The 20156-nt window shown below is 65.5% G+C and carries 18 protein-coding genes; 8 read left to right on the top strand and 10 right to left on the bottom strand.

Features of this window, described 5'->3' with window-relative positions:
* Nucleotides 1-595: 595 nt before the first annotated feature.
* The 4 genes from ACP159_RS21400 to ACP159_RS21385 all read left to right on the top strand — a co-directional run bounded on the left by ACP159_RS21400 (nucleotide 596) and on the right by ACP159_RS21385 (nucleotide 4457).
* Complete coding sequence (locus ACP159_RS21400) at nucleotides 596-1255, top strand: ABC transporter ATP-binding protein (RefSeq protein ID WP_425101761.1); 660 nt, start codon at nucleotides 596-598, stop codon at nucleotides 1253-1255.
* A complete protein-coding gene (locus ACP159_RS21395) occupies nucleotides 1233-2951 on the top strand; it encodes a capsule biosynthesis protein (RefSeq protein ID WP_425101760.1) in 1719 nt (572 codons plus the stop codon). Before ACP159_RS21400 ends, ACP159_RS21395 begins: the two co-directional genes overlap by 23 nt.
* 143 nt (nucleotides 2952-3094) lie before the next feature.
* Nucleotides 3095-3688 (top strand): uracil-DNA glycosylase family protein, encoded by a 594-nt coding sequence (locus ACP159_RS21390; RefSeq protein WP_425101759.1) that lies wholly within the window; start codon nucleotides 3095-3097, stop codon nucleotides 3686-3688.
* A complete protein-coding gene (locus tag ACP159_RS21385) occupies nucleotides 3672-4457 on the top strand; it encodes an SseB family protein (protein ID WP_425101758.1) in 786 nt (261 codons plus the stop codon). The genes ACP159_RS21390 and ACP159_RS21385 overlap by 17 nt, the downstream gene beginning before the upstream one ends.
* 48 nt (nucleotides 4458-4505) lie before the next feature.
* Here the strand turns inward: ACP159_RS21385 and ACP159_RS21380 are convergent, their stop codons facing one another.
* The 10 genes from ACP159_RS21380 to ACP159_RS21335 all read right to left on the bottom strand — a co-directional run bounded on the left by ACP159_RS21380 (nucleotide 4506) and on the right by ACP159_RS21335 (nucleotide 15373).
* Nucleotides 4506-5510 (bottom strand): P1 family peptidase, encoded by a 1005-nt coding sequence (locus ACP159_RS21380; protein WP_425101757.1) that lies wholly within the window; start codon nucleotides 5508-5510, stop codon nucleotides 4506-4508.
* Nucleotides 5511-5616: 106 nt separating this feature from the next.
* On the bottom strand, nucleotides 5617-6357 hold the full coding sequence (locus ACP159_RS21375; RefSeq protein WP_425101756.1) for an SDR family oxidoreductase: 741 nt from the start codon (nucleotides 6355-6357) through the stop codon (nucleotides 5617-5619).
* A 12-nt stretch (nucleotides 6358-6369) separates the two neighbouring features.
* Entirely contained in the window at nucleotides 6370-7098 is a 729-nt protein-coding gene (locus ACP159_RS21370) for an SDR family NAD(P)-dependent oxidoreductase (RefSeq protein ID WP_425101755.1), read from the bottom strand.
* A 189-nt stretch (nucleotides 7099-7287) separates the two neighbouring features.
* The gene (locus ACP159_RS21365; RefSeq protein WP_425101754.1) at nucleotides 7288-8724 is read right to left on the bottom strand and encodes an aldehyde dehydrogenase family protein; all 1437 of its coding nucleotides are present in this window, start codon (nucleotides 8722-8724) and stop codon (nucleotides 7288-7290) included.
* Nucleotides 8714-10363, bottom strand: coding sequence for an ABC transporter ATP-binding protein (locus tag ACP159_RS21360; protein WP_425101753.1), 1650 nt, complete (start codon nucleotides 10361-10363; stop codon nucleotides 8714-8716). Before ACP159_RS21360 ends, ACP159_RS21365 begins: the two co-directional genes overlap by 11 nt.
* Entirely contained in the window at nucleotides 10360-11175 is an 816-nt protein-coding gene (locus ACP159_RS21355; RefSeq protein WP_425101752.1) for an ABC transporter permease, read from the bottom strand. Before ACP159_RS21355 ends, ACP159_RS21360 begins: the two co-directional genes overlap by 4 nt.
* Complete coding sequence (locus ACP159_RS21350; protein ID WP_425101751.1) at nucleotides 11172-12116, bottom strand: ABC transporter permease; 945 nt, start codon at nucleotides 12114-12116, stop codon at nucleotides 11172-11174. Before ACP159_RS21350 ends, ACP159_RS21355 begins: the two co-directional genes overlap by 4 nt.
* Nucleotides 12117-12161: 45 nt before the next feature.
* Complete coding sequence (locus ACP159_RS21345; protein WP_425101750.1) at nucleotides 12162-13043, bottom strand: alpha/beta fold hydrolase; 882 nt, start codon at nucleotides 13041-13043, stop codon at nucleotides 12162-12164.
* Nucleotides 13044-13102: 59 nt separating this feature from the next.
* Entirely contained in the window at nucleotides 13103-13813 is a 711-nt protein-coding gene (locus tag ACP159_RS21340) for a hypothetical protein (RefSeq protein ID WP_425101749.1), read from the bottom strand.
* Nucleotides 13814-13903: 90 nt separating this feature from the next.
* Nucleotides 13904-15373 carry an ABC transporter substrate-binding protein gene (locus ACP159_RS21335; RefSeq protein ID WP_425101748.1) on the bottom strand — a complete coding sequence of 490 codons (1470 nt, stop codon included), beginning with the start codon at nucleotides 15371-15373 and terminating at the stop codon, nucleotides 13904-13906.
* A 143-nt stretch (nucleotides 15374-15516) separates the two neighbouring features.
* On the opposite strand from ACP159_RS21335, the gene ACP159_RS21330 reads away from it, so the two are divergent.
* From ACP159_RS21330 to ACP159_RS21315, 4 genes are all read left to right on the top strand, one after another.
* Nucleotides 15517-16857, top strand: a complete 1341-nt coding sequence (locus ACP159_RS21330; RefSeq protein ID WP_425101747.1) for a DMP19 family protein — start codon at nucleotides 15517-15519, stop codon at nucleotides 16855-16857.
* A gap of 90 nt (nucleotides 16858-16947) precedes the next feature.
* Nucleotides 16948-17781: a 3-methyl-2-oxobutanoate hydroxymethyltransferase gene (gene panB, locus ACP159_RS21325; RefSeq protein WP_425101746.1), complete on the top strand. Its 834-nt coding sequence runs from the start codon at nucleotides 16948-16950 to the stop codon at nucleotides 17779-17781.
* Nucleotides 17778-18620, top strand: a complete 843-nt coding sequence (gene panC / locus ACP159_RS21320) for a pantoate--beta-alanine ligase (protein WP_425101745.1) — start codon at nucleotides 17778-17780, stop codon at nucleotides 18618-18620. The genes panB and panC overlap by 4 nt, the downstream gene beginning before the upstream one ends.
* A 159-nt stretch (nucleotides 18621-18779) precedes the next feature.
* A complete protein-coding gene (locus ACP159_RS21315) occupies nucleotides 18780-20048 on the top strand; it encodes an acetylornithine deacetylase/succinyl-diaminopimelate desuccinylase family protein (protein ID WP_425101744.1) in 1269 nt (422 codons plus the stop codon).
* Nucleotides 20049-20156 lie beyond the last annotated feature (108 nt).

Below are 20156 nucleotides of genomic sequence, written 5' to 3'. Positions count from 1 at the left end.
CAAGCCGATTTCCGCAGGGGGCTTCGACATCGAAAATCCGCGTTCTGGGTGAGATTTTCGCAGCTTTCCAGTGGGTTATTTCGCGCCAAGGTCTTGTCGGCAGTCTGCTTCGTTCAATAGCGGCGAGAAATTCCTTCGTTGGATGCCGGAAATACCAATCGATTCGCAAAATGTTGGGGCGCGTCGGCACGAAGAGGCATCCTGGCGTTCGAGCAGACGCGCCTTTGGCGGCAAGGCAGGTGGAGCGCCTCGCCAAGAACGCTAACCATAAGCACAACACGCCAAACGCATTGCCGGCCCGGGACCTGCCTGGCGAATGCGCCAGACGGAGAGCCTGCGCGAGGCGGCCAATGATCCTGGAGCGGATGCGTCAACGCCTCAGGGGTCAGATTCTCAATTTCGTGGCGCGGTTTCAGGGGAGGTACGGTGCGCACGAAAGGCCGCTTCGAAGTTACTGTTCACAAGCCGCGGCGCAGTTTTGGCTGCGCGTTGTTTTTGTTTCCAGCCAAGGTCATAATATGAACAAATTTAGCCCGTAGCCAGATGGAAACCCCTTCTGGTGGAAAGTGCAAGGGTATATCCCGGGGCAACCCCAATGCTTGAATTCGACATGGTCAGCAAGTCCTTCTGGACCGGCACCCAGCGCAAGGTGATCCTTGACCGGGTGTCGTTTCGTGTCGATCTCGGGGAATCGCTCGGCATCCTCGCCCCCAACGGCACCGGCAAGACCACGCTCATCAAGATGATGGCGGGGCTTGAGAAGCCGGATGAGGGGGAAATCCGGCGTGGCTGCCGCATCTCCTTTCCGCTCGGGTACATGGGCGGCGTGATCTCCAAGATTTCGGCGCGGGAGAACGCGCGGTACATCGCGCGGCTCTATGGTCTCGATCCCGACTATGTCGAAAGCTTCTGCCGCTGGCTCTGTGGGCTGAAGGAGTACTTCGACCAGCCGATCGGCACCTATTCCTCGGGAATGCGGGCGCGGTTCACCTTTTCGCTGATGCTGGCGCTCGACTTCGACATGTACCTGATCGACGAGGGTATGCCGAACAGCACCGATGTCGATTTCAACCGCAAAGCCGGAGACATCCTGGCCGAACGGCTGCGGACCACGACAATCATCATCGTCAGTCACCAGGCTAACATCCTGGAGAAATTCGCCCGCAAGGCGGCTGTCCTGATGGACGGGAGATTGCACATGTTTGACACCTTGGAAGAAGCGAAGCAGCTCTATGACTACGAAACCCAAGGCTAGGAAATTCCGCATCCGGCGCGATCCGGCCCAGGATGCGGACGCCGCGGCGCCCACGCCAACCTCGCCGCAACAAGCGCCGCGCGCGCCGGGGCGCGCATCCGCCGATGCGGCTTCCGCTCCGCCGTCGGAGCAGGCCCGGACGGCGGCAGGCACACCGCCGTCGCAGCCGTCCGCTGCCGCGCCGACGCCGCGCAGCGGTCAGGTCGACAGCGCGAAGCAGGTGGCCGGCGAGACCGACATGGACGCGATCCGCCGCGAGGGTCTGACCGGGCGCCAGTTGCGCATGGCGCGCCGCGTCGCACAGAAGAACGGCCTTGCGCCGACCTCCGACTTCGATGCGGTGCGCCTGTTGCGGGCCCGGGGTATCGACCCGTTCCAACGCGCCAGCACGCTGGAACTCGTGGTTGCCAAGGACGAGACCGTGCCGGCGGGACCGGCCCAGCCACAGCCGCAGCAACCCCAGTCAGGCCCCAAGGTACAGTTGCCGCAGACCGTTGCGGTCGAGAAGAAACCGCAGCTGCCCAGCACCGAGACCGTCAGCCCGGCGGAACGTCGCGCCGCAGAGATCCTGCAGATCCAGCGCGATCTGACCCGCCGCCGCCGCAAGAAGATGGCGCTGCTGCTGACCCGGCTGGCTTTCTTCGTGGGGCTGCCGACGCTCATAGCGGGGTACTATTTCTACTTCGTTGCCACACCGATGTACTCGACGAAGTCCGAATTCCTGATCCTGAAGGCGGAGTCCTCACCGGGTGCGATGGGCTCGTTCTTCTCCGGGACGCAGTTCGCGACCAACCAGGACGCCATTGCGGTGCAGAGTTACCTGACGTCCAAGGAAGTCATGCTGAAGCTCGACGAGGATGTCGGTTTCAAGGCGCACTACACGCAGGACTTCATCGACCCGATCCAGCGGCTCTCGGACGATCCGTCCAACGAGGAGGCCTACAAGCTTTACAAGAAGAACATCACCATCGGGTACGACCCGACCGAAGGTGTGATCAAGATGGAGATCATGGCCGCTGACCCGGAAGTCGCGGCGGAGTTCTCCCGGGCGCTGATCGGGTATGCCGAGGAGCGGGTGGACACGCTGTCGTTGCGCAAGCGCTCCAATGCCGTGAAGGACGCGGAAGAGGGGCTTCTCGAGGCGGATGATGCCCGGCGGGAGGCGCAGGAAAAACTGGTCCGGATGCAGCAGGAGGGCAATATTGTCGACCCGCAGGGCCGCATCGCCGCGCTCCGGACGCAGATCAACACCTACGAGATCCAGCTGCAGGAGAAAAAGCTGCAACTGCAGGCGCTGCTCGACAACAGCCGTCCGAACCGGGCGAAAGTGGAGGGTGCACAGGGTGACGTACGGCGGCTCGAAGCGCTGCTTGTGGAACTCAATTCGGAGATGACGAGCGCCGCCTCCGGCGAGGGTTCGCTGGCGGAGAAGGCGGTGCAGATCCAGCTCGCCCAGGCGGACCTGGCGACGCGAGACCTGATGCTGCAGACCGCGCTGGAGCGGCTGGAGCAGGCCCGGCGCGATGCGGATACGCAGGCACGCTACCTGACCACCTCCGTGGTGCCGGTTGCCTCCGAGGATCCGAGTTACCCGCGCAAGTTCGAGAACACGATCCTCGCGTTCCTGATCTTCTCGGGCGCCTACCTGATGATCTCGCTCACCGCGTCGATCCTGCGCGAGCAGGTGTCGAGCTAAAGCGCCCCGCCTTAAACTTGAGACGCCGATACCCTGCCATGCCTTCGGCATTCTCGGGACATCGGCGTCACTGGATGATTCAAGTTAAAAGCGGGACGCTGTAAGCGGTTCACCCGCCAGGTCATCCGCACTAGGGTGACCCGATGAGCCTGCCCGACGACATCCGCGCCTGCCGCCTTTGCGCCGACCGTTTCGCCGCAACCGAAACCGGTCATGCGCCGCGGCCGGTGTTTCGCGGTCTGCGCACGGCGCGGCTGCTGATCGCCGGGCAGGCTCCCGGCGCCCGGGTTCACGAAAGCGGCCTGCCCTTTACCGATCCGTCGGGGGATCGTCTGCGCGACTGGCTCGGGCTGGATGAGGCGGCCTTCTACGACGAGAGGCGTGTCGCGATCCTGCCGATGGCCTTCTGCTTTCCGGGTTACCGGGCGGGTGCTGACTTGCCGCCGCCGCCAATCTGCGCCCGGACCTGGCGGCAGCCGGCGCTGGGACTCTACCCGAACATTGCCTTGACCCTGGCGGTTGGTGGCTATGCCCAAGCCTATCACATCCCCGGCGCGAAGGGTGTCACCGAGACCGTGCGACGCTGGCGCGACTATCTTCCGCAGGTGATCCCCTTGCCCCATCCGTCCTGGCGCAATACGGGGTGGCTGAAGAAAAACCCGTGGTTCGAGGCCGAGCTCCTGCCGGTCCTGAGAGCCCGCGTGGCGGAGGTGATGGCCCATGTTGACCCCGATTGATGCTGCCCATGCGGCGATGCAGGCTGCGCCCGCAGACGACTCGGCGCGGCTGCGCTTCTACGAGCGTCTGGCGGACGCCGAATTGTTCGTCATGCTGCGCGAGGAAGCCAAGGGCGAGACTGTCACACCCGAAGTGTTCGAGGTCCAGGAGGCGTCTTTTGTCCTCGCCTTCGATCGGGAGGAACGTCTGAGCGGCTTCGCCGGTCGCGCTGTGCCTTACGTCGCGATGTCGGGCCGTGTGCTGGCTCGGATGCTGGCGGGGCAGGGCATCGGGCTCGCGCTCAATTTGGAGCAGGCGCCATCGTCGATCCTTTTGCCGACCGAGTCCATGGGCTGGCTGGCCGATACGCTGGATCATGCTCCGTCGGAAGACCAGGCCCGGCCGCAAAGTCTCGCCGCGCCGCGCGGGCTGCCGGAGGTGCTGCTCACGGCGCTGGATGCCAAGTTGGCCACGGCTGGCGGGCTGGCGCGCAAGGCCTACCTCGCCGAGGTCACCTATGAAGGAGGCACGCGCGGGCACCTGCTCGGCTTCACCGGTACGGTGCCCGGCGCGGAAGGTGCGCTGGCGCAGGCGATCAACGAGGCGCTGGTGTTCTCCGGCCTTGATGCCGGGGCGCTCGACGTCGCCTTCCTCGCGGACAGCGATCCGCTGGCGGCGCAACTCGCGGGCGTGGCCCTGCGCTTCGACCTGCCGGAGCCGCAGATGCCGGAGCGGGTAGAGCGCATCGCGCCGGGCAGTGATCCCGACAGCCCGCCGATCCTTCGCTGAAGGTGAGGATAATTTTAGTCTAAAATTATCGTCATGGTCGGGATGTGCTTACCGGCCGAGCGACTGCCGCAGCGTGGGCAGGGTGTCCCCCGGCGCTGGCGTCGCCTCCCAGACTGCCCGCGCAATGGCCCGGGCGAGGCAAAGGCTGGCGGCATGACCCAGAATCGGCAGAAGGATCTCCGTTGCGTCGAGCGGGCGCGACCCGGTGCTGGCAGCAAAGACAATATCGCCGTCGAGCGGGCTGTGACTTGGCTGGATCGCCCGCGCCATCCCATCATGCGCCGCTGTTGCCATACGATGGCACTGGGCCTTGTCCAACGCGGCGTCCGTGGCGACGATGGCGATCGTGGTGTTGCCGAGCGCGGCCATGGCGGCAAGCTTGCGGCTTGGCGGCAGCGGCTGGAAGCCGGCGGCAGGGTCGGGGCCCAGCCCGCCGAACTCTGCGTCCATCTCCGCCGACGCTGCCCAGAAATGCTGCCCTGACGGTGTCGTGACGCTGCCCATCGGGTTCACCGCCACCAGAGCGCCGACCGTCGTGCCATCCTCCAGCACCACGCTGGCCGACCCGAGCCCACCCTTGTGCTGTGCCGTCTGGGCGCCGGTGCCCGCGCCATGGGAGCCGATGTCGAAAGTCCGCGCGGCGGCGCGGAGCGCCTGCTGCCCCAGCGCTGGATAGGGGTTCTCAGCCCAACCCTTCTGCCCTCCGTTCAACAGGTCGAACAGAATCGCGGCGGGCACGATGGGCACCCGGGCCGACAACACCGGAAAGCCGCGCCCCATGCGGTGGAGTTCATCCATGACCCCCTGCGCGGCGGCAAGGCCGAAGGCACTGCCACCCGACAGCACCAGCGCGTCGACGCCCGGCGCCGTCTTGTCCGGCGCGAGCAGGTCGGTCTCCCGCGTGCCCGGCGCTCCGCCCATGACGCAGACGGATGCGATGAAAGGCCGGTCCGCCGTCAGCACCGTCGTGCCGGACTTGATGGTCGCGTCCGACGCGTTGCCAACCCTGAGGCCGGTCACATCGGTGATGAGATTGCTCGGGCCGGGTTTCATGGTCGCCTCCTTCAGGCTCGCTTCGCGCGTCCGGAATGCCGCGGGCCGCCTTGCCGACAGTCCAGCGAAGCTGGCCTCCGATGGAAAGCCTCGGCGCTCTGCCGCCTCAAATACACCGACCCCCGTCCACTTCCATGCAGACACCCGTCACCATGCTGGCTTCGTCGGAGCACAGATACAACGCCGCATTCGCCATGTCCTCCGGCGTGGAAAACCGGCCCAAGGGAATGGTGGAGAGAAACTTTGCCCGCATCTCCGGCGTGTCCTCGCCCATGAAGCTTTTGAGCAGTGGGGTCTCCCCCGCCACCGGGTTCAGCGCGTTCACCCGCAGGCCGAAGGGCGCCAGTTCGACCGCCATGGTCTTGGTCGCCGTATTCACCCAGCCTTTGCTGGCATTGTACCAGTTCAGGTTCGGTCGCGGCGACAGGCCCGCGGTCGACGAAATGTTGAGGATGGTTCCCGTGCCGCGTGCCTTGAGATGCGGCACTAGGGCGCGCGCGGTCAGGTAGATGGACTTGCAGTTCACCGCCATGACCCGGTCGAAATCCTCCTCGGAGATCGTCTCCAGCGGCGCGGGCAGATGCGTCACCCCGGCGTTGTTCACGAGGATGTCGACCTGGCCCATGACCTCTATGGCCCGCTCAATCATCGCCGACACGCCCGCGCCATCGGCCACGTTCACGGCGTGCGCGATCCCGCCGTATTCCTCGGAGACGGCCCGGGCAAAGTCCTCCCGGATGTCGGCCACCATGACTTGAGCGCCTTCCGCTATGAACCGCCGGGCAATCCCCGCGCCAAAACCCGAACCGGCCCCGGTGACGATCGCACATTTTCCTTCCAGACGCATGATTTTCCTCCCTTAGTACGTTGCCCGCCCGCCGGACTGATCGAAGACCGCGCCGGTGGCAAAGGACGCCTCGCGCGATGCCAGCCAGCAGACCATCGCGGCAATCTCCTCCGGCGTGCCGAAGCGGTTCATCGGGATCTTCGACTTCATGAAGGCGATGAACTCCGGCGTCATCTGCTCGAAGATCGGACTTTCCACGGCGGCCGGGGCCACCGCGTTGACGGTGATCTGCGTATCGCAAAACTCCTTGCCCAGCGATTTCGTCAGGCCGATCACCGCCGCTTTCGACGCGGAATACGCCGAGGCATTGGGGTTCCCCTCCTTGCCCGCGATGGAGGCGATGTTGACGATCCGGCCGAACCCCTGCTGCCGCATCAGGGTTGCGGCATACTTGTTGCAGTAAAAGACGCCGTCGACGTTCAGCCGCTGTACTCTGTGCCAGTCTTCCAGAGGATAGTCGATCACGCTGACATTCGGCCCTGTGATCCCGGCGGAACAGACCAGCGTGTCGAGCCCGCCCATGGCGGCCTTGTCTTCGGCCATGGCCGCTTCGACCGCTGCGGCATCGGTAACGTCGATCTGCCGTCCCCTCAGTCCGCCGGTGGCCGCCGCCGCCAGGTTTGCCTCGCTGATATCCCAGAGCGTCACGAGGGCACCCTCCGAAGCCATGCGCCGCGCGATGGCAAGACCGATGCCGGACGCGCCGCCGGTGATGATGGCTGTGCGGTTCTCAAATCTCATTCTGTGTCCTCCCGGCGTGCAGCTTGGCGAGGCGCCGGACCGACGTCCAGCGGAATCTGGTATACCATTCACGGGGAGTCGTGACCTGCGGTCACGCGGGGCGTTGCCCCGAGCGCCCGATGGGCGCTTCCCGCGCGGGTCCGAAGGACCCGCGCGTCGGTCGCCGGGCGCAAGCACGGTGAAACCGATCTAGCCATGATAGGCCGCGACGGTCTTCAGGGTCGAAAAGCCATACAAGGCCTCGAATCCCTTTTCCCGTCCATGCCCGCTTTTGCCGACACCGCCAAAGGGCAATTCCACGCCGCCACCCGCGCCGTAATTGTTGATGAAGACCTGACCGGATCGCAGCGCCCTGGCCAGACGCATCTGGCGTGCGCCATTTTCGGTCCATACCGAGGCGACAAGGCCGTAATCGGTCCCGTTTGCGATGGTCACGGCTTCGTCTTCCGTCTCGAACGGAATCAACACCTGCACCGGGCCGAAAATTTCGTCCTGCGCCAGCGGATGATCCGGCGGAACGGGGCCAAAAAGAAGGGCGGGTACGAAGTGGCCCGGGCCACCCGGGGCGGCGGCTTCCGCGAGCAGCGGTAAACCGGAGGCGCGGGCGAGAAATCCTTCCACACGTTCCTTTTGACGTGCATTGATCAGCGGGCCGATGTCCGGATCGTCCACAGCGGGTCCGATCCGCTTGCCGCGGTAGGCTTCACCCATGCGTTCGGCCACCTCGTCGAAACGGGAGAGGTGGACAAGGATGCGGGAGGAGGCTGAGCAGGTCTGCCCGGCGTTCTGCAGCCCGGCGTTCACGAGGAAGGGCAGGGCGGCGTCGAGGTTGGCATCCTCGAACACGATTTGTGGCGACTTGCCGCCCAGTTCCAGCGTCACCGGCACGACGTTTGCCGCTGCCGCGACCTGCACCGACGCGCCGGTGGCGACGGAGCCGGTGAAGCTCAGGTGCTGGATGCCCGGATGCGCCGCCAGAGCCGCCCCCGCTTCGGCGCCCAGCCCCGGTACGATGCCCAACGCCCCGGCGGGCAGGCCCGCCTGGTCCGCAAGCCAGCAGAAGTACAGCGCTGTCAGGCAGGCGTCCTCTGCCGGCTTCAGCACGCAGGCGTTGCCCATGGCGAGCGCCGCGCCGACGGAGCGGCCGATGATCTGCATCGGGTAGTTCCACGGCACGATATGCCCTGTCACCCCGTGCGGCTCGCGCAGCGTGTAGACAGTGTAGCCGTTCATGTACGGGATCGTCTCGCCGTGTACCTTGTCCGCCGCGCCGCCGTAGAACTCGCAGTACCGCGCGAGCGCGGCAGCGTCGGCGCGGGACTGGGACACGGGTTTGCCGACGTCGAGTGTTTCCAGTGTCGTCAGCTGCTCCGCGTGCTCCTGCACCAGACGCCCGAGCCGGGACAGGATGCGTCCACGCTCCGCGGCGGTGGTCCGCCCCCAGGCGCCGTCGCGGCTCGCCTGCGCGGCCCTGACCGCTTCGTCTATGTCGTCCGCTGTGCCGCGCGCAATCTGGCACAGGGGTGCGGCGGTCGAGGGATCGCAGAGCGTCAGGGTCTGGCGGGCGGGTCGCCACTGGCCGCCGATGAGCATGCGAGCGGTGTCGAAGGGCAAGTCAGGCAGCATGGACGTCTCCGATGTCGGGCAGGCGCGGCGCGGCGGCCAGAAGGGTTTGGGTATAGGGATGTTCCGGAGCGTCGAAGACCTTCTGCGTCGGGCCTTCTTCGACGATCCGGCCCTGGCGCATGACGAGCACGCGGTCGGTGATCGAGCGGACGACGCTCAGGTCGTGCGAGATGAACAGGTAGGCCAGCCGGTATTGCCGGCTGAGGGTGGCCATGAGATCGAGGATCGTCGCCCGCACGCGCACATCCAGTGCCGAGACCGCCTCGTCGAACACGATCAGTTTCGGGCGGATGATCAGGGCCCGGGCGATGGCGATACGCTGCCGCTGGCCGCCGGAAAAGGCGTGGATGTGCCGATGCTGGTCGTCCGGGGTCAGCCCGACAGCCGTGAGGGCGTCGGCTATGGCCTTGTCCCGCTCGTATCCGGTCGGAGGCACATCGAGCAGGTGGAATGGCTCGGTGACCAGCCGCGAGACGCGGTGGCGTGGGTTGAAACTGCCGTATGGGTCCTGGAACACCACCTGCATCTGGCGCTGGATCTCAGGGTTCGGTTTGCCGTGGCTGAAAACAGGGGCGCCGTTCAAGGTGATGGCACCGCCCTGGGTCTTTTCCAGCCCGAGAATGGCCCGGGTCAGGGTCGACTTGCCGCAGCCGGATTCGCCGACGAGACCGACACGCTCGCCGGTGCGGATGTCGAAGCTGACGTCGTCCACCGCCCGGACGTGGATCCGCTTCGCGAAGGGCCGCGAGCGCGGCAGGGGGTAGTCTCGGGTGACGTTCGTCACCTGCAGCAGAGGCTCGCCCGGCGCGGGTTCGGGCAAGTCCGCCTTGTGCTTCGAGGCTTCGAAGAGTTGGCGGGTATAGGGGTGGTTCATCTGTTTGAAGAGCTGCGCCGTGGGCGCCTGTTCGACGATCGCGCCGTTCTGCATCACCGCGATATGGTCCGCCATTTCCGCCACCACCGCGAGATCATGGGTGATCATCATCAGCGCCATACCCTCGGATTTAACCAGCGTTTTCAGCAGGTCGAGGATCTGCGCCTGCGTCGTCACATCCAGCGCCGTGGTCGGCTCGTCGGCGATCAGCAGGGCCGGGCGCAGCACGATGGCCATGGCGATGGCGACACGCTGGCGCTGGCCGCCGGACAATTCGTGCGGATAGCGCGAGAGCGGCAGGTCGAGACCGACTTTTGCCAGGGTTGCGCGGGTCTTTTCAGCGATGTCGCCCGCGTAGCGATGAATGCGCAGCGTCTCCGAGACCTGCGCGCCAATGGTCTGGAGCGGGTTCAGCGCGGTCATAGGCTCCTGGAAGATCATGCCGATCTGCTGGCCGCGTATTTTCGTGAGTTCCTTCTCCCGCAGGTCGAGGAGGTTCCGGCCTTGAAAGGTGATGCGGCCCGTGGCTTTGGCGTTGTCGGGCAACAGGCCCATCGCTGCCAGCGCCGTCATCGACTTGCCGGAGCCGGATTCGCCGGTCAGCGCGGTGATCTCGCCAGCGCTCAGGGACAGGGAGATCCCGTTCAGGATCGGTTTGCCGTGGATGCTAAGTGCAAGCGCGTCGACGTCGAGGATTGGTGTTGCCCCGCCTGTGTGGGAGAACCCGCTCTCGGTCTGGCTTGCGGCGGTCGGAGTGTCGCTCATGTCCGCAAGACCTTCAGTTTCGGATCGAGGCTGTCGCGCAGGCCGTCACCGAGCAGGTTGAGACCAAGAACCATGAAGACGATGGCCAGACCGGGCATCAGCGCGACGTGCGGCGCGAGGGCGACCATGGTTTGCGCGTCGGCAAGCATCCGGCCCCAGCTGGGGATGGGCGGTTGTGCCCCAAGGCCGACGTAGCTCAGGCCGGCCTCGGCGAGGATGCCGAGGGAGAACTGGATGGTGCCCTGCACGATCAGCAGGTTCAGGATGTTCGGCAGAATGTGCTCCGCGCTGATGCGGGTCTTCGACTTCCCGGCGGTCCGCGCGGCGAGGATGAAATCGCGCGACCAGAGCGAGAGTGCCGCGCCGCGCGAGAGCCGGGCAAAGACCGGGATGTTGAATATCCCGATGGCGATGATGGCGTTGAGCGCACCGGGGCCGAAGATGGCGGTGATCAGGATGGCGATGACGAGGCTGGGGAAGGCGAAGATGAGATCGTTCGCGCGGGAAATGAGTTCGTCGACGAAACCACCGCGGCGGGCGGCGGCCGTGAGGCCGAGCGGCACGCCGAAGCCCATACCGATGCCGACCGCCACCAGCGCCACGGCGATGGAGGTCCGCGCCCCGGCCATGAGCAGCGAGAGGATGTCGCGCCCGAAGTGGTCGGTGCCGAGGAGGTGCGCGGCGCTGGGGGGCTTCAGACGCTGCGCTATCACCATGGCCTCGGTGTCGTAAGGTGTCCAGACGAGGCTGGTCAGCGCGGCAAGGATAAAGAGCGCCGTGAGCAACGCGCCGAAGAGCAGCGTGCGGTTCATGCCCGGCGCCTCAGTCTCGGGTCCACGACCGCGTAGGCGAGATCGGTCAGGAAATTCACCAGGATCACGGCAAAGACCAGCAGCATGACCACGCTTTCCACCACGATCAGGTCACGTTGCGAGATCGACTGGAAGATCAGCCGCCCGAGGCCCGGCAGGTAGAAGACCTGTTCGATGATGATCGCCCCCGCCAGCAGAAAGGAGAATTGCAGCCCGAGGATCGTCAGCACCGGGATCAGCGCGTTCCTCAGGCCGTGGCGCCAGAGCGCCTGTCCCCGCGTGAGACCCTTGGCGCGGGCGGTGCGGATGTAGTCTTCGCCAAGCGCGTCGATGAGCGAGGAGCGCAGGACGCGGGCGAGAATCGCGGCTTGCGGCAGGGCGAGGGCGATGGCGGGCAGGGTGAGGGCCCGCAGGGCCAGGAGTGGTTCGTCCCAGCCGGGAAAACCGCCGGAGGGCATGATCCGCAGGCGGATGGCAAAGAGCAGCACCAGCAGCATGGCGAACCAGAAGTTCGGGATGGCAACGCCCAGTTGCGTCGCCGCCATGACGCCCATATCCGCCGGTTTGCCCCGGTGCGCTGCGGCGAGGATGCCCGCCGGGAAGGCGACGAGCGTGGACAGGGTCAAGGCAAAGAGCGCGAGCGGCAGCGAGATCCAGAGCCGGTCGGCGATCATGTCGGAAACCTGCGTACGATAGGTGTAGGAGGTGCCGAAGTCCCCCTGCAGCATGCCGCCGACCCACGCGAAATACCGCTCCCAGCGTGGCACATCGAGGCCGAGTTCGGCACGCAGGGCGGCGACGGTATCGGGCTGGGCGTTGAGGCCAAGCATGTAGGAGGCGGGATCGCCGGGGGCGACTTCGACCACGAGGAAGATGACCAGCGAAGCGACGGCCAGGCTGAGGATCAGGGAGGTCAGGCGGCGGGTCAGGTAGGCCAGCATGAGGCCACGTTAGGCGGGCTTGTCGAGGCGGTCCAGTGGCTTGCGCTAAAGGGTCTTGAGGAAGGTCAGCAGTGCCTGCGCCGTCTGATTCGGGCTTTGGTCCGGGAAGAAATGTCCGCCGGGGATCGCGGCGCTTTGCATGTCTGCAAGCCGGTCCGCCCAGGTTCCGGGCACGTCGTAGGCCTTCGCCATGGCCCCGTCCGCGCCGTACATCACCAGGGCCGGGCAGGGCACGCGGCGGTCGAGGTCGGCCGCGTCATGGGCGAAATCGACCGCGATGGCGGCGCGGTAATCGTCGCACATGGCGCGTCGGGTGTCCGGATCGTGCCATGCCGCGCGGTAGGCGGCGAGTTGCGCAGGGTCGAAGTCGGAGAGCTTTGCCGCACCCCAGCCGAGCAGGCAGGATTGGTAGAAGGCATCGGGATCGGCGGCGATCATGTTTTCGGGGAACGGTTCGGGCTGGGCGAGGAAGAACCAGTGGTAATAGGCCTTCGCCACCTCCTTGGTCAGGTCGTCGAGCAACAGGTGGGTCGGGACGATGTCCATGACGGTGAGGCTCTGGACCTGGTCTGGGAAGTCGAGCGCAAGGCGGTGCGCGGTGCGTCCGCCCCGGTCGTGGCCGATCAGGTGGAAGCGCTCGAACCCGAGACCGGACATCAGCGCAGCCATGTCCGCCGCCATGGCGCGGAAACTGTAGTTCTCCATGCCCTTCGGCTTGCCGCTGCCCCCATAGCCGCGCAGGTCGGCGGCGATAACGGTGTAATGCTCTGCCAACACCGGCGCGATCCCGGCCCACATGGCACGGGTCTGCGGAAAACCGTGCAGCAGAAGAACTGGCGGCCCGGAGCCGCCGCGTTCAAAGGCGATGTCAACGCCGTTCGGCGTCAGGCTGTGGGCGGAAAAGCCGGGGCTGTGTGCGCTGTCCATGGCCGCAGGTTAGCCGCAGGGGAAGCGGGGTGAAACCCCGCCCTACGGCCTGTCTGTGCTTATCCAAACTTCAGGAACAGCTTCGAGTACGGCACCTTGAGGCCGCCGACCGCGCCTTTCACGGCCTCGACATCGCCGCTCCGGACCGCTGTCAACAGCGTATCGACGGACCCGCCGAAGGCCTTCGACAGACTGGCGTATTCGTCGCATCCTGCCGCCTCCGACGGAGGATGTGCCAGCAGGTCATTGGCCAGATAGGACAGCACCGCCGCCCGTTCCCGGATCTCGCCGATTCCGGTCGTGTCCAAAGCCGACACATCAACCGCCAACAGATGCTCCATCTCAGCATGATAGGCGTTCATCCGGTCCGAGAAGGTCAGCACTCCGTTGCGGACATGCAGATCGCCGATGGTGTCGCGGAAGGCCTCCAGCGTTTCATGCGCCTCCGGCAGGCGTCCTTCACCGATCTCCGCCTTCGCGGTCTCGATGGTTTCTGCCGCCTTGTCGAGCGTCAGGAACCACGCCGGATCGGCTTCGTACTGTGGTGGCGGCACCTCGCGGTATTCGGTCATCAAGGTCGTGAACTGGTCTTGCAGCTTGCCGATGGCCTTGGCCGACTCCTCGGCCTTGCCGGCGTTCGTGCCGAACAGGACGGCGCGATAGGTGCCGTAGGCGTCGCGGAACTGCGCCTCGAAATCGGCCACGGGACCGGCGAGAGACACCGTGCCGAGAAGGGCAAGGGCGGTGGTCAGGGAAAGAAGGGATTTCATGGCGCGCTCCTGAAAACATTGCGTATTCGGAATGTAATCGGCGCGTGTGCGGGCGGCCTTGATGCAGGTCAAGCGCCGCCCGAACTGTGTTTACTCCGTCCAGCGCACGCCGGTCAGGTCGGTCGCCTGCGTCGGCTGGTTCTCCCACAGGCCGGTCAGGCGGGCGTCCGCCACGGTCGGATAGGCCAGCTGGAAGAGGTATCCGTTGACGTAATCCTTCGCGATGATCTCCTGCGCCTGCCTGAGCAGGGCGCTGCGCTGTTCGGGGTTGGTCGTCGCCGTCAGGGTCTTCATCAACTCCTGAAACGCCGGATTGTCATACTGGAAGTAGTAGTCCGGACGGGCATAGATGCCGATATCCATCGGTTCCGTATGAGACACGATGGTCAGGCCGAAGTCCTTGCCCCGGAACACTTCTTCCAGCCATTGCGCCCATTCGAGATTGGTGATCTCGGTCTCGATCCCCACCGCCCGCAGCTGCGCCGCGATGATCTCGCCGCCGCGCCGCGCGTAGGAGGGCGGGGGTAGCTTCAGCGTGGTGGTGAAACCGTCCGGGAAGCCCGCCTCGGCCAGCAGCGCCTTCGATTTTTCCGGATCATAGGCAGAAAGCGCGGTCAGGTCCTCGTAATCGGGGTTGTGCGGGGCGAAATGCGTGCCGATGGGCGTGCCCTGGCCAAACATCGCGCCGTCGATGATGTCCTGGCGGTTGATCGCATGGGCCACCGCCTCGCGCACCTTCACGTTGTCGAACGGCGGCAGCTTGTTGTTCATGGCGAGGATGGTCTCGCCCTCGGTGGAGCCGACCAGAACCTGAAAGCGCGGGTCGCTTTCGAACTGGATCAGGTTCTCCGGTGCCGGGTAGCCCGCGAAGGCGTCGATATCCTGCGCCATCATCGCCGCAAAGGCGGCGGTGGGGTCGGAGATGAACTTGAACGTCGCCTCCAGCAGTGCCGGGTGCAGGCCCCAATAGCCGTCATAGGCGACAAGGTGGATGCTGTCGCCCTGCGTCCAGCTGTCGAACCTGAACGGGCCGGTGCCGATGGGGGTCTGCTTGATGGTTTCGATGGACTCGGGGGCCACGATCACGGCGTCGCCCCAGGCCATGTTGAACAGGAAACTGCCGTTGGGCTGGGTCAGCGTCACGGTGACGGTCAGCGGGTCCGTGGCCTCGACCGAGGCGATCTCGGCAAACAGCGCCTTCTGGGCGTTCTGGCTGTCCTCGGCGCGGGCGCGGTCGAGACTGAATTTCACATCCTCGGCGTCCATCGTGGTACCGTCGTGAAAGGTCACCTCCGGTTGCAGGTGGAAGGTGTAGGTCAGCCCGTCCTCCGAGATGTCCCAGCTTTTCGCCAGCCCCGGCGCGACGGAGCCATCGGCCATGAACCGGGTCAGCCCTTCGAAGACGTTGGAATAGAGCACCGAATCAATCGCCCCGGCGGCGGCGCTCGTGGGATCGAGATGCGGCGGCTCGAGCTGGATCGCGATGGTCAGATCCTTCTGTTGGGCGATGGCCGCGGTGCCGCAAAGCAAGGCCGCGGCGAGGGTCAGGCGAAAGGTCATGGCTGGGAACTCCCTGAGGTCATTGCGCCAAGTGTTCCCGCAAGCGCCCGCGCAATCAAGCCCCGGCGTGGAATTGCCGGGTTCTTGCCCCAGTTGCGCCCCGGGAACATGGTTACCCTGCCGTCAAGAGCAGGAGAGTTTGTATGTTGAGCAAGTTGAAGCATTTGCTGAGCGGGCGCGCCGCGACGGACGCCTTCAAGAGGCGCAAGCCGGGCGGCGGACATCGCATGGGAGCGGTCGATACCGCAGCGGAGCCACCGCGCCCGCCGAAAGGCCAGACGCCGCCCAGGGACCTGCCCATCATCGTGCCGCAATCGGCCATGGACGCGCTGCCGGACCCGGCGCCGCTGGTGCAGGCGGTGGTGAATTACGTCAATCACATGCAGAGCAAGGGCCGCTACAAGCGCGGGGAACTGCCGGAAGCCGCGCTGCAGGCGTTCCATACGGATTTCTACCTCGCTCAGGTGAACAACGGCGGGCACGCGCAATTCGTGCACAATGCCTTTTCGATCATCGACCTGACTCTGGACGACGTGACCAAGGGGCTGAAGGCAATGGGGGCGCAGGACTACCTGATCCTTGCCCGCGCCGCGCAGAAATGGGTACAGGAAAACCCGGAGGAGGCGAAGCAGCAGACCGGCTTCACCGGCGGCATCGCCCCGGCGCTGAAACGCCTCGACCGGCCGTTCTACCAGCTTGACCGAAAGACGCCCCTTCAGGGGTTCATTGCAAGCTGGATTGCGGCTCACCCGGCATTGCAGGTGGTGCCCGACGCGGAGCTTGGCGCGGAACTCCAAAAGCTGGCCGATGCCAACCCGGAGGGCAAACGGCGCGATGCCATCATGGTCTGTGCAAACATCACCGCGTCCTTGCAGAACGCGCTTTTGATGGGGGCGGGCATGGCCTGCGGGCGGGTCGTACCGCAGGATTTCATCCATCAGATGGGCAACGGGTCCTATATGGATGTGGAGGGCGAGCAGAAGATGGCCTTCTTCCTGCGCACCCTCGGCGGGCCGCACTGGCTGGTTCCGGAGGAGGGCAAGGGCGTGACCCTCTACGCTTGCATCACGCATGACAATTCCCACTTGCCGAAGGACCCGCTCAAGGCGTCGATGGACGACATCATGAAGTTCCGCGCCCCGGAAGTCGGCGCCAAGCTGGCCTTCGTGTCGCAGGCCGATCTGCTGGAGGCGATGCGTTTGAGCGAAGACCTGAAAGCCGGGCCGGCGCTGCACATGCTCGGCCTGCGGGTGGGACTGTCGCAACTGCCTCGCCTGACGGTTCTTCACTCCGGATCGAAGGTCAATGGCTCGCCCACCGTTGCCTTTGGCTTTGTCCATCAACGCACCGCCTGGCTGGTCAGCATCGACCCGACCGGCGCAGAACTGGTGCGCACCGGCGACAAAGGCGAGACCATGGCCAAGGTCACGCGTGCGGAAATCGACTTTCACGCGGAAACCCATAGTCTCGACAGCCTGCGCTGATAGCGCTCCGGTTATCCCCAGAAATCTCTGGTTCTGCAGCGCGGCAAATGCTACACCCCCGCGCAACATTATTGCGCGGAGGGCCTCGGTATGAGTGCGACGGCAAAGAAACGGGCTCCGATGCCCGAGGACATCCTTGCCCGCAAGGGCGGCGAGCCGATTGTCAGCCTGACCTGCTATACCACGCCGATGGCCCAGATCATGGACCCGCATGTGGATTTCGTGCTGGTCGGGGACTCGGTCGGTATGGTGCTGCACGGGCTGACATCCACCGTTGCAGTGACAATGGAGATGATGATCCTGCACGGGCAAGCTGTGGCGCGGGGGCTTTCGTCGGCGATGATGGTCGTCGATCTGCCTTTTGGCACCTATGAGGAAAACCCGGAGCAGGCCTTCCGCAACGCCGCCCGGATCATGCGGGAAACCGGGGCAGGGGCGGTGAAACTCGAAGGCGGGCGGCACATGGCCGAAACGATCCGCTTTCTGGTCCAGCGCGGCGTTCCCGTCATGGCGCATATCGGCCTGACGCCACAGTCGATCAACACGCTCGGCGGCTACAAGGTGCAGGGCCGTGGCGCGGCGGCGCAGGCTCTGATGGCCGATGCCAAAGCCGTGGCAGAGGCCGGGGCCTTCGCGGTGGTACTGGAAAAGGTGCCCGCCTCGCTGGCAGACCGCGTGACGGCCGAGGTGCCGATCCCGACCATCGGCATCGGCGCCTCGGCGGGCTGCGACGGCCAGATCCTCGTGGTGGACGACATGCTCGGGCTGTTCACCGCCTTCAAGGCAAAGTTCGTCAAACGCTTCGCGACGCTGGGCGAGGACGCGGGCGCGGCGATTGCCGACTACGCCCGCGCCGTGAAGGCCCGCGAGTTCCCCGGCCCGGAACATGTGTTCGGCGACGCAACGCCCGGAGGCCCGAAATGATCGCGCCGATCATCCGCACGAAGGCGGAGCTGCGGAGCATGGTCAAAGGCTGGCAAAAAGCGGGCGAGGTCGTCGGGGTTGTCCCGACCATGGGTGCCCTGCACGACGGGCACCTGAGCCTCGTCGCGGCGGCCAAGGCGGGCTGCGACCGGGTGATCGTGACCATCTTCGTCAACCCCAGGCAGTTCAACAATCCATCCGACCTGGAGAACTACCCGCGCACGGAGGGGCAGGACGCACAGAAGCTCGAACGCTTCGACGTGGACGCGCTCTATGTGCCGGGCCCGGCGGAAATCTACCCCGACACCTTTGCGACGACCGTCTCCGTGGCTGGCCTGACAGACGTGCTCTGTGGGGCGCACCGCCCCGGGCATTTCGACGGCGTGGCGACGGTGGTGACGAAGCTCTTTACCCAGACCCGGGCGGAACGGGCGTTCTTCGGCGAGAAGGACTTCCAGCAATTGCAGGTCGTCCGGCGGCTCTCGGCGGACCTCGATCTCGACGTCGACGTGGTCGGCTGCCCGACGATCCGCGAGGAAGACGGCCTCGCCATGTCCTCGCGGAATCTGCTGCTGTCGGACCGGGCGCGGGTGAAGGCCCCGGCCCTGCATGCGGCCATGGTCGAGATGGCCGAGGGTCTGCGCGCGGGTGGATCGGCTTTCCGGCTTGCGGAGGCGGCGAAGGCGAAGGTGCTGGCGGCGGGCTTCACCGAAGTGGAGTACCTCGATCTGCGGGCAAACGAGGACTTGCGCATTCTGGACCGCCCCGAGGGCGACTGCCGCCTGCTCGCCGCTGCCTGGCTTGCAGGGGTGCGCCTGATCGACAACATCGCAGTCTGAGGCGGGTGCGGGGCAGAGCCCCGCCCTACGGACCGTTGCCTTGCCAGGCCTGATGTCGCCGTCCGGACCCACGCGGGGTTGGGGTATTTGGACCAAGAAGAAACAAGGGGTTGCGCAAGCATCGTCCCGCCGACACTGTGTGGTGCGGAGGTACGACGCATGAGTGCATTGGCAACGCGTATCGCGGACAAGCGGGACGACCTGATCGCCCTGACGCAGGACCTGATCCGCATTCCGACCCTGAACCCACCCGGGGATTGCTACCGCGACATTTGCGCGTTCCTGCAGAGACGGCTCGAGCCGCGCGGTTTTGCCTGCCAGCTGATCCGCGCCGAGGGCGCTCCCGGTGACAGCGACCGCTATCCGCGCTGGAACATCGTGGCCCGGCGCGAGGGCCCCCGGCCCGGCGACTGCGTGCATTTCAATTCTCATACCGATGTGGTGGAGGTCGGCCGCGGCTGGACCCGCGATCCGTTCGGCGGCGCGGTGGAAGGCGACCGGATCTATGGTCGCGGTTCCTGCGACATGAAAGGCGGACTGGCGGCCTCGGTCATCGCGGCGGAAGCGTTCCTTGAAGAACATCCCGACTTCAACGGCGTCATCGAGATCAGCGGCACGGCGGACGAGGAATCCGGCGGCTACGGCGGCGTCGCCTACCTTGCCGAACGCGGTTTCTTCGACCCGAAGCGCGTCCAGCACGTCATCATCCCCGAACCGCTGAACAAGGATCGCATCTGCCTTGGTCATCGCGGCGGCTGGTGGGCGGAGATCGAGACGAAAGGCGAGATCGCCCACGGCTCCATGCCCTTTCTCGGCGATTGCGCGGTCCGGCACATGGGGGCGGTGCTTCAGGCCTTTGAACAGGACCTGTTCCCGGCCCTCTCCGCCCGCAGGACTGCGCTGCCAGTTGTCCCAGAGGGTGCCCGTCACGCCACGATGAACATCAGCGCGATCCACGGCGGCTCGGAGGAACTGCCGCCCGATTACACCGGCCTGCCCGCCTGCTGCGTGCCGGACAGCTGCCGAATCGTGATCGACCGGCGCTACCTCTCCGAGGAATCCTTCGATGACGTGAAAGGCGAAATCGTGGACATCCTTGATGGCCTGAAACAAACCCGCGACCGCTTCGACTACACCGTGCGCGACCTCAACCGCATCACCCCCTCGATGACCGACCGTGACGCGCCCATCGTCACCACCGTCGCGGCCGCCGTCGCGGAAGTCTTTGGCAGACCCGCCGAGTTCGTCGCCTCCCCCGGCTCCTACGACCAGAAGCACATCGACCGCATCGGCAAGCTGCAGAACTGCATTGCCTACGGGCCCGGCGTGCTTGACCTCGCGCACAAGCCGGACGAATGGATCGGGATCACCGACATGATCGAAAGCGCACAAGTCATGGGCCGGAGCCTGGAAAAACTGCTGACCTGACGCAAGACGCCCCGTCTTCTCTGGTCCTCAAATACCCTCAGGGGAGTCCGAAGGACGGGGGCAGAGCTCCCAAAACAAAATTTTGTCCCGGCAAAATTTTCGCCCCGG

Origin of the sequence: Tropicibacter sp. S64 (genome assembly GCF_049803835.1) — a bacterium.
Taxonomy (GTDB): Bacteria; Pseudomonadota; Alphaproteobacteria; order Rhodobacterales; family Rhodobacteraceae; genus Pacificoceanicola.
The sequence above is the reverse complement of the archived record's forward strand: the minus strand, read 5'-3'. Positions and strand labels throughout refer to the sequence as shown.

Coding starts and splice junctions, on each gene's coding strand:
- ACP159_RS21315 (WP_425101744.1), top strand. CDS start 18,780: ATGAGTGCATTGGCAACGCGTATCGCGGACAAGCGGGACGACCTGATC.
- ACP159_RS21380 (WP_425101757.1), bottom strand. CDS start 5,510: ATGAAACCCGGCCCGAGCAATCTCATCACCGATGTGACCGGCCTCAGG.
- ACP159_RS21370 (WP_425101755.1), bottom strand. CDS start 7,098: ATGAGATTTGAGAACCGCACAGCCATCATCACCGGCGGCGCGTCCGGC.
- ACP159_RS21385 (WP_425101758.1), top strand. CDS start 3,672: ATGTTGACCCCGATTGATGCTGCCCATGCGGCGATGCAGGCTGCGCCC.
- ACP159_RS21355 (WP_425101752.1), bottom strand. CDS start 11,175: ATGAACCGCACGCTGCTCTTCGGCGCGTTGCTCACGGCGCTCTTTATC.
- ACP159_RS21345 (WP_425101750.1), bottom strand. CDS start 13,043: ATGGACAGCGCACACAGCCCCGGCTTTTCCGCCCACAGCCTGACGCCG.
- ACP159_RS21400 (WP_425101761.1), top strand. CDS start 596: ATGCTTGAATTCGACATGGTCAGCAAGTCCTTCTGGACCGGCACCCAG.
- ACP159_RS21335 (WP_425101748.1), bottom strand. CDS start 15,373: ATGACCTTTCGCCTGACCCTCGCCGCGGCCTTGCTTTGCGGCACCGCG.
- panC (WP_425101745.1), top strand. CDS start 17,778: ATGATCGCGCCGATCATCCGCACGAAGGCGGAGCTGCGGAGCATGGTC.
- ACP159_RS21330 (WP_425101747.1), top strand. CDS start 15,517: ATGTTGAGCAAGTTGAAGCATTTGCTGAGCGGGCGCGCCGCGACGGAC.
- ACP159_RS21375 (WP_425101756.1), bottom strand. CDS start 6,357: ATGCGTCTGGAAGGAAAATGTGCGATCGTCACCGGGGCCGGTTCGGGT.
- ACP159_RS21390 (WP_425101759.1), top strand. CDS start 3,095: ATGAGCCTGCCCGACGACATCCGCGCCTGCCGCCTTTGCGCCGACCGT.
- ACP159_RS21395 (WP_425101760.1), top strand. CDS start 1,233: ATGACTACGAAACCCAAGGCTAGGAAATTCCGCATCCGGCGCGATCCG.
- ACP159_RS21340 (WP_425101749.1), bottom strand. CDS start 13,813: ATGAAATCCCTTCTTTCCCTGACCACCGCCCTTGCCCTTCTCGGCACG.
- ACP159_RS21365 (WP_425101754.1), bottom strand. CDS start 8,724: ATGCTGCCTGACTTGCCCTTCGACACCGCTCGCATGCTCATCGGCGGC.
- panB (WP_425101746.1), top strand. CDS start 16,948: ATGAGTGCGACGGCAAAGAAACGGGCTCCGATGCCCGAGGACATCCTT.
- ACP159_RS21360 (WP_425101753.1), bottom strand. CDS start 10,363: ATGAGCGACACTCCGACCGCCGCAAGCCAGACCGAGAGCGGGTTCTCC.
- ACP159_RS21350 (WP_425101751.1), bottom strand. CDS start 12,116: ATGCTGGCCTACCTGACCCGCCGCCTGACCTCCCTGATCCTCAGCCTG.